The organism is Corynebacterium tuberculostearicum SK141 (assembly GCF_000175635.1).
In the GTDB taxonomy this organism is placed as follows: domain Bacteria; phylum Actinomycetota; class Actinomycetes; order Mycobacteriales; family Mycobacteriaceae; genus Corynebacterium; species Corynebacterium tuberculostearicum_C.
On the sequence record NZ_ACVP01000006.1, the window covers coordinates 1 to 8767 of the forward strand.

Below are 8767 nucleotides of genomic sequence, written 5' to 3' on the forward strand. Positions count from 1 at the left end.
ACTTTTCTGGGCATAAGAAAATCCCTGTCACACCTCATAAGGTGCGGCAGGGATTAGCTTTTGGCGCCTACTTATTCTTCTTGCGCTGCTGGGCGCGGCGCATGCGGCGGTTCATGCCGGCCATGTTCTGCGCTTGGTGAGGCACTGGGCCCTTGGGCATGCCCGGGGTGGTACCCGGCATGGAGTCCATGGCCTCGATGCGGCGGATGTTTTCGTAGGTTTCGTTCTTATTGAAGTTGCGCGGCAGCTTCATGACCTTATTGCGCAGCTTGGATACGGGAACCTCGTCCTCGCCGTTGCCCACGAAGATCTCGTAGACGGGAACGCCGCCGGCGATCTTGTCTACACGCTTCTTAAGCTGGTTCAAGGTGGGGCGTACGCGGTTCTTATTGCCCTCACACACGAAGATGACGCCGGCGTTGCCGATGACGCGGTGGATAAGATCCTGCTGGCGGGTAGCGGCCACGCCGGTCTTTACGGACCACACGATGCCCACGGTATTACGGAGCTGCTGCTCCAGCGCCCAGCCGGCAGCGCCCGGCTGGTCTTCTACGCGCTTGTACATATCGCGCTCAAGGCGGCGGGTGAAGAGGAACATAGCGAGCAGCGCGCCGATGCCCAAACCGAGGATGAGCATGAACCATTCGCCGCCAAAAAGCATGCCAATGAGGAAGAAGAGCAAGCCCATGCCCAGGAAGGCACCCAGCATGATGGGGATAAGCGCCTTATCCTGCTTGCGCTGCATATTGAATGCTTGCCACATTTGGGACCAGGTTTGCTTACGCTGCTGGCGCTTGGCCGCGCGTTCTTGCTTCTTTGCAGCCTTTAGTGCTGCCTTGTCATCTTTCGCCATGGCTCCTACTTTAAAGGTCAACGGGCATAAATGTTAAAACGGCCCACGCGAAAAGCGCAGGCCGTTATGAAAACGTTCGGATTAGCGGATGGTGGCCGCCGCCGAATTTGCATTAGCCGGGGTCTTGGCCATGCGGGTGGTTACTGGAGTCTCTTCCGAGGGGCCGTACTTCTCCAGCAGGGTGGAGGCCTCTTGGGCGGTGGCGCCCTGGGAGGTCTCGGCCAGGTGCTTGAGGTTCTCCGGCAGCTCGAAGCCGCGCTTTTCCATGGCCTGCACGTAGAGACGGCCGGCGCGGTAGGACGAGCGCACCAGCGGGCCGGACATGACGCCGCCGAAGCCGAGCTCCTTGGCCAGCTTGGAATGCGCCACGAATTCCTCTGGGCGCACCCAGCGCTCAATCGGGTGGAAGCGCGGGCCGGGGCGCAGGTACTGGGTGATGGTGATGATATCGCAGCCGGCAGAACGCAGGTCACGCAATGCTTCCTCGACCTCATCCTCGGTCTCGCCCATGCCCAAAATCAGGTTGGACTTGGTAATCAGGCCATAGTCGTGGGCCTGGCGGATAACGTCCAGGGAACGCTCGTAGCGGAAGGCCGGGCGGATGCGCTTAAAGATGCGCGGCACGGTTTCCAGGTTGTGGGCGAAGACCTCTGGCTTGGCCTCAAAGACCTCTTCCAAAAGGTCCGGCTTGCCGGAGAAATCCGGGGTGAGGTTTTCCACGCCGGTGTGCGGGTTAAGCTCGTGAATCTTGCGCACGACCTCGGCGTAGAGCCAAGCGCCCTCATCCGGAAGATCGTCGCGGGTAACGCCGGTAATGGTGGTGTAGTTAAGGTCCATTTCCCGGATGTTTTCGGCCACGCGGCGCGGCTCGTCGCGGTCGAGTTCCTCCGGCTTGCCGGTGGCAATATCGCAGAAGTCGCAGCGGCGGGTGCACTTATCGCCACCGATAAGGAACGTAGCCTCGCGGGATTCCCAGCACTCGTGGATATTCGGGCAGCCTGCCTCTTGGCACACGGTGTGCAGGGAAGCGCCGGCCACGCGGGACTTCATGTCCTCGTAGCCCGGGCCGGTGCGGACCTGGTTGCGAATCCAGCGTGGCTTTTGTTCGATGGGTGACTCCGCATTCTTCTTTTCAATGCGGAGCATCTTGCGTCCTTCAGGCTTTACAGTCACAAAAACTCACTTTATCGGTTGATGGTGGTGATGGCTAATAGCTCTTCTAGGTATATGTCGCCGCAGTCACATCCTATTCCGCGCCAGCCCCGAACGAGGGCTACTGCCGCGCTTGCCGACGCCTCTCCCGTGCCCTTTCATTGGCCAGCTTCGTGGGATCCGGGGCTGAGCCGAAGGTGTGGTCGGCAACGATGAGGCGGCCCGAGAGGGCGTCGTCCAGCGCTTGCAACAGCGGCTGGGTGGCATCCTCGAGGGTGACCTGGTGGCCCAGTTCTAGGGACAGGGTGGTCACGTCGGCGTCGTCGATGCCACAGGCCACGATGTGGTCGTAGTACTCCAGCGTATTGCAGCAATTGAGCGCCAAGCCGTGCATGGTCACCCCGCGGGTAATGCGGATGCCCAGGGCGGCAATCTTGCGGTCGCGCTTCGGGGCAGCCGGATCCTTGGCCTGGGTGGTGGAAGGAACCCAAACCCCCGAGCGGCCATCGATGCGCCCAGCGGTGGTCACCCCCATCTGGCGAACCGTCTGGATGGTGGCTTCCTCCAAGCGGCGTACATAGTCGACGACGTCGACAGGCTCAGCCAGCTTAATAATCGGGTAGATGACCAGCTGGCCCTCGCCATGCCAGGTAATGCGCCCGCCGCGGTCCACGGTGATAACGGGCAGGCCGTTATCGGGCATATCCTCTGGCTGGGTGCGCTTGCCTGCGGTATAGATATTGGGGTGCTCAACCACAAGCACCACGTCGCCCTGCTCGCCCTTGGCGCGGGCGGCCGCTACCTCGGCCTGGTAGTCCCACGCCTCTTGGTAGTCCATTCGGCCTAAGAAACGGACCTCTAGTGGCTTATCGGAGGCGCGGATAGAGCGCTCGGCGGGGAAGAAAGGATCGCGTGGTGCAGTCATAGCCTCAAAGTTTCCTCTGGTGCGGCGGGCAAAGCAAAGCGGGAGGATGCGCGTGGCACACCCTCCCGCGTGGGGCCGAATTAGTCCAAGCCGTTAGCGGATGCGTAGGCGGCGGCATCCATGAGCTCGCCTGCCTCATCTACCTCGACCTCGAAGAGCCAGCCTTCACCAAACGGGTCGTTGTTGATGACGGCGTAGTCATCGTGCACGGCCTCGTTGACGGCCTTTACGGTGCCGGTGACAGGGGAGTAGAGGTCAGAGACGGACTTGGTGGATTCCACCTCGCCACAGGACTCGCCGGCAGTGACGGTATCGCCTACCTCCGGCAGCTCGGCAAAGACAACCTCGCCCAAGCGATCGGCAGCGACGGAGGTAATGCCGATGCGCACGGTAGCGCCTGCGACGGCGTCAGCGGTGGCGTTGACCCACTCGTGGTCTTCGGAGTAGGAGAAATCTTGTGGAAGGGTAGCCATGGTGGTGTAGTCCTTTCGGGCTGGTTGAGATGATGTTTACTTATCGCGCTTGTAGAACGGCAACGCGGTTACTTCAAAAGGATAGCGCTTGCCGCGGATCTCTACTTCGACTTCGGCGCCGGGCTCGAGTCCGGCGCTGGTTTCCAGCAGCGCGATGGCCACTGGGTGTCCCAGGGTGGGGGAAGGCTGACCGGAGGTGACGGTTCCGACCTTCTTGTCTCCCACGAATACTTCGGCTCCGGCGCGCGCGGCGCGGCGTTGCGTGGAGGTGAGGCCGGTGATCGCCACCTGTGGGCCTTCGGCGGCGCGCTGGCGGATGACCTCGGCGCCGACGAAATCGGCCTCCTTCTTGGCAAAGGCACGCGCCATGCCCGCCTCTACCGGGGTGATATCGCGAGAGAGCTCGTTGCCGTAGAGCGGCATTCCGGCCTCGAGGCGCAGGGAATCGCGGGCGGCAAGGCCGCACGGCTTGAGGTCGTATTCCGCACCGGCCTTGAGCAATTCCTCCCACAGCTGTGGGGCATCGGAGTTATACACGATGAGCTCGAAGCCATCCTCACCGGTGTAGCCGGTGCGCGCGATAATGGCAAAGGTGCGCGCTACCTTGCCCATGGTGGCAGCGTAGTAGCCGAGGTTATACACCTCGTCCTGCTTATTGTCTTCTACCAGCGGCACGAGGATTTCTGCGGCCTTAGGGCCCTGGACGGCGATCATGGCGACGTCCCGGGACTCGTTCTTCAGAGTCACATCGAAGCCCTCGGCGCGATTGTTGAGCTCGTCCCATACGGTATCGGCGTTGCCGGCATTCGGGACGACGAGGAATTTGTCCTCTTCAAAGCGGTAGGTAATCAGGTCATCGATGATGCCGCCGTCTTCAGCGGTAATCATGGAGTACTTGGCCTTGCCCACCTTGAGGGGCTCGAAGTTGGAGATGAAGGCATAGGACAAGAACTTGCCGGCGTCGGCGCCATTGACCCAGATTTCGCCCATGTGGGATAGGTCAAAGAGGCCAGCGGTGCTGCGCACCGCGCGGTGCTCGTCCAGCTCGTTCTGGTACTTCAAGGGCATGTTCCACGGGCCGAAGGCCGTGAAGGTGGCGCCGAGCTTGTCGTGCTCGGCATGGAGTGGGGAGGTGAGTAGTTCGGTCATGGTTACTCCTCAGAATCGTCGATGTCGAAAGCTTCTGGTGGTGGGCAGCTGCAGACCAGGTTGCGGTCGCCGTAGGCCTCGTCGATGCGGCGCACCGGCGGGAAGTACTTGTAGCTGTGGCGCAGGGATTTCACGGGCCACGCGGCCTTTTCGCGGCTGAAGGAGAACTCCCACGTATCGGAGCCGATGGACTCCGCGGTAAATGGTGCGTGGTGGATAACGGAGCCTTCGTAGGAAACCTCGCCGTCGATGATCTCTTGGATCTCCGCGCGAATGGTGCGCATGGCCTCAATGAAGCGATCCAGCTCGCCCAAGTCTTCAGACTCGGTGGGCTCGACCATGAGGGTTCCGGCCACCGGGAAGGCGAGGGTCGGGGCATGGAAACCAAAGTCCACGAGGCGCTTGGCTACGTCAGCTGCGGTGACCCCGGAGGCGTCGGTAAGCGCGCGCAGATCCAGGATGCATTCGTGCGCCACCAAGCCAGCGTTGCCGATGTAGAGCACAGGGAAGGAATCTTCCAAGGACTTGGCCAGGTAGTTCGCGCCCAAAATCGCGTGGGCGGAGGCCTGGGCCAGTCCCTGCGCACCGGTCATAGCAAGGTACGCCCAGGAAATCGGCAGCACACCCGCCGAGCCATACTTGGTATTGGTAATTGGTACGCCCTGACCTACCGGGGTAGCGGTGGTGGCATCCAGCTGCGGATCCGCGGCGTTGGTGGGCAGGAAGGGGATGAGGTGCTCGGCCACTGCGACCGGGCCCACGCCTGGGCCGCCACCGCCATGCGGAATGGTAAAGGTCTTGTGCAGGTTGAGGTGGGAAACATCGCCGCCGAACTGGCCTGGGCGGGCCCAGCCGGTCAGCGCGTTCATATTCGCGCCGTCGATGTAGACCTGGCCGCCCACCGCGTGGACCTTATCGCATACGTCGCGGACCTCCGGATCAAAGACACCGTGGGTGGAGGGGTAGGTCACCATGATGCCGGCGATGTGGTTGCCGTGCTTGGCAATCTTGTCATCCAAATCCGCCAGGTCAATAGAGCCATCCTCGGCGGTCTTGACCACAACAACGCGCAGGTTAGCCAGCGTTGCCGAGGCTGCATTGGTACCGTGCGCGGAAGCTGGGATGAGCACTACATCGCGCTCGTTATCGCCATTAGCTACGTGGTAGCGGCGGATGGCCAAAAGACCCGCCAGCTCGCCCTGGGAGCCGGCATTGGGCTGGATGGAGACCTTGGCGTAGCCGGTAACCTTGGCCAGCCAGCCCTCAATCTCTTCTACCAAGGCGCGCCAACCGGCGGTCGTTTCCTCTGGTGCGTAGGGGTGGATGCCTGCAAACTCCGGCCAGGAAATCGGCTCCATGGCGGCGGTGGGGTTGAGCTTCATGGTGCAGGAGCCCAGCGGAATCATGGTGCGGTCGAGCGCCAAGTCCTTATCGGCCAGCTTGCGCAGGTAGCGCAGCATCTGGGTCTCGGAATGGATGCGGTTGAAGATCGCGTGCTGGAGTGGCTCCTCGCCACGCTGCAGGTTCTCCGGCAGAGCAAAGTCCGCCTCAGCAGTTTCGGCGCCGAAGGCCTGGGCGAGCTTAGCGACGTCCTCCTTGGTTGCCGACTCACCAAAGGACACCGATACCTTGTCCTCGCCAATGGTGCGCACGAGGTAGCCCTCCTTCTGGAGGTCAGCCTTGATGGTGGCGGCGTCTACGCCGGCGACGGTAACGGTATCGAAGAAGTCCTCGGACACGAGTTGCTTTCCGGCATCCTTGACGGCCTGCGCAAAGGAGGAAGCGAGCGCGTGGACGCGCTGGGCAATGGCCTTGAGGCCTTGCGGGCCGTGGTAGACGGCGTACATGGAGGCGACATTAGCCAGTAGTGCCTGCGCAGTACAGATATTGGAGGTAGCGCGTTCACGGCGAATGTGCTGCTCGCGGGTCTGCAGCGCTAGGCGGTAAGCGGGGCGACCATCCGCGTCCTTGGACACGCCTACGATGCGGCCAGGCATCTGGCGCTTGAGCTTTTCCGTGACCGCCATGTACGCAGCGTGCGGGCCGCCGAAGAAGAGCGGAACGCCAAAGCGCTGGGAAGAACCGAGCACAATATCGGCGCCCAGCGAGCCAGGTGCCTCCAGCAGGAGCAGCGAAAGCGGGTCGGTGGCCACGGTAGCTAGTGCGCCGCGGGTGTGCAGCTCCTCGATGATGGTGGAAGGATCAAAGAGATCGCCCTCGGTACCGGTGTAGGCGATTACCGCGCCGATGAGATCCTCGCCCACGAGGCCTTCGCGCAGGTCCACGATTTCTACCTCGAGGTCAATCGCGCGGGCACGCTCCGCGGCGACGGTAAGTACCTGCGGGTGCAGGCGAGAATCCAGCACCACGCGGCGACCCTTCTTTACCGCGCGGGACATAAGTCCCACGGCTTCCGCGGTGGCGGAGGCCTCATCCAGCAAGGATGCATTGGCGATGGGCAGACCGGTCAGGGACTCAATCATGGTCTGGAAGTTCAACAGCGCTTCAAGACGACCCTGGGAGATCTCTGGCTGATACGGGGTATAGGCGGTGTACCAACCCGCATCCTCCAATAAACCGCGGCGGATGACCGCAGGGGTGAGGGTGTCAGAAAAGCCTTGTCCGTAGAAGGACTTCAGCACGGTGTTCTGGTTGGCGTACTCCCGCAATGTAGCCTGCGCTTCATCTTCCGAGAGTGCCTCAGGAAGCTGAGGCAGTTCTGCGGCGCGGATCTTTGAGGGAATGGCGGCATCGACCAGCGCGTCCACGCTGTCGTAGCCTACCTTCGCAAGCATGGTGGCCTGCTCCGCAGAATCCGGCCCTAGGTGGCGGGAGATGAATTCCATGTCAGTGAGACTCCTTAATAGGGGGACAGTGGCTGTAACCGCCCCAATTATATGTTTAACAATGGGTGAGCCGATCCCGCTTTGGAAACTTTTATGCAGCGCGTCACTGTATAGAACTGCGCCTAGTGCGCTCACCATGGGCTTAGGGGCAAGGCACCCTCAACACCTCGAATAAAAGGGGATGGATTAGTCCGGTGATTTTGGATCCATCACCCCCACTTGGCACCCCAGACATAGCTAAAGCCTCTTAGCCCCGCAGTGGGGATAAGAGGCTTTAAGCGGCGATAGAACCTTTAGACTTCGAGGTCTGCCTGGAAGTCAGCGGTCTGCAGGCGATCCTTGATGGTGGTGATGAAGCGGCCTGCGTCCGCACCGTCAACTACCTGGTGGTCGTAGGTGAATGGCAGGTAGCACATCTGGCGGATGGCGATGGCGTCCTGGCCGTTCTCGTTGACAACGACCGGGCGCTTTTCGATAGCCGCGGTGCCCAGGATGCCGGCCTGTGGCGGAACCAAGATCGGGGTATCGAGCATGGCGCCCTCGGAACCGATGTTGGTCACGGTGAAGGTAGCACCGGTGAGATCGTTCGGCTTCAGCTTGTTATTGCGGGCCTTATCGGCCAGCTCTGCAATCTGCTGAGCGATCTGCGGCAGGGTCATGTCCTGTGCCTTGTGGATGACCGGGGTGAGCAGACCCTTCGGGGTGTCAACGGCGATAGCGATGTTGACATCCGAGTGGTAGGTCATCTCCTTGGTCTCTGGGTTGTAGGACGCATTGACGTTCGGGTGGGAGACCAGAGCCTCGGCGGTAGCCTTCACGATGAATGGCAGGAAGGACAGGTTGGCGCCGTGCTTGTCGATGAACGCCTGCTTGTTCTTCTTGCGCATATCCCAGATGGCGGTCATGTCGACTTCCTGGACATGGGTCAGCTGCGCGGAAATCTGCAGCGCCTCGACCATCTTGGCGGCGGTGATTTCGCGGATGCGGTTGACCTTCTGGGTGGTGCCGATGAGCTCCTGCTTGGCCGGATCCACGGACTTGGTGGACCAACGAGCGCGCGGGGAGTTATCGGACTGTGCGCCAGACTTGGCAGGTGCATCGCCCTCGCCAGCAGCGGCGAGCACGTCCTGCTTGCGGATGCGGCCGCCCACGCCGGTGCCCTCAACGGTGTTGAGGTCTACGCCGTGCTTTTCAGCCAGCTTGCGTACCAGTGGGGTGACATAAGGAACGTTGTCGCCATTGTTGACCTTGGCAGAGGTGTTCAGGGAGGAGTCCTGCTTGGACTCCTTCTTTTCCTCAGCCTTTGGTTCTGGCTTCTTCTCTTCCTTTTCTTCTGCCTTTGGCTCTTCCTTCTTTTCTTCCTGTGGCA

General features: G+C 61.4%; 7 protein-coding genes. All 7 read right to left on the reverse strand.

Annotation, left to right across the window (positions count from 1 at the left end):
• Positions 1-67: 67 nt before the first annotated feature.
• Positions 68-853: a DUF4191 domain-containing protein gene (locus CORTU0001_RS02315; RefSeq protein WP_005327093.1), complete on the reverse strand. Its 786-nt coding sequence runs from the start codon at positions 851-853 to the stop codon at positions 68-70.
• An 81-nt stretch (positions 854-934) separates the two neighbouring features.
• Complete coding sequence (lipA, locus tag CORTU0001_RS02320) at positions 935-1999, reverse strand: lipoyl synthase (RefSeq protein ID WP_005327094.1); 1065 nt, start codon at positions 1997-1999, stop codon at positions 935-937.
• A gap of 127 nt (positions 2000-2126) precedes the next feature.
• On the reverse strand, positions 2127-2930 hold the full coding sequence (lipB, locus tag CORTU0001_RS02325) for a lipoyl(octanoyl) transferase LipB (protein WP_005327095.1): 804 nt from the start codon (positions 2928-2930) through the stop codon (positions 2127-2129).
• An 80-nt stretch (positions 2931-3010) separates the two neighbouring features.
• Positions 3011-3403: a glycine cleavage system protein GcvH gene (gene gcvH / locus CORTU0001_RS02330; RefSeq protein ID WP_005324433.1), complete on the reverse strand. Its 393-nt coding sequence runs from the start codon at positions 3401-3403 to the stop codon at positions 3011-3013.
• A gap of 36 nt (positions 3404-3439) precedes the next feature.
• Positions 3440-4552, reverse strand: a complete 1113-nt coding sequence (gcvT, locus tag CORTU0001_RS02335; RefSeq protein WP_005327096.1) for a glycine cleavage system aminomethyltransferase GcvT — start codon at positions 4550-4552, stop codon at positions 3440-3442.
• 2 nt (positions 4553-4554) lie between these two features.
• A complete protein-coding gene (gcvP, locus tag CORTU0001_RS02340; RefSeq protein WP_005327098.1) occupies positions 4555-7398 on the reverse strand; it encodes an aminomethyl-transferring glycine dehydrogenase in 2844 nt (947 codons plus the stop codon).
• Between the two features lie 293 nt (positions 7399-7691).
• Positions 7692-8767 (reverse strand): 2-oxoglutarate dehydrogenase, E2 component, dihydrolipoamide succinyltransferase (gene sucB / locus CORTU0001_RS02345; protein ID WP_005327100.1); only part of this gene is annotated, 1076 nt, incomplete at its 5' end.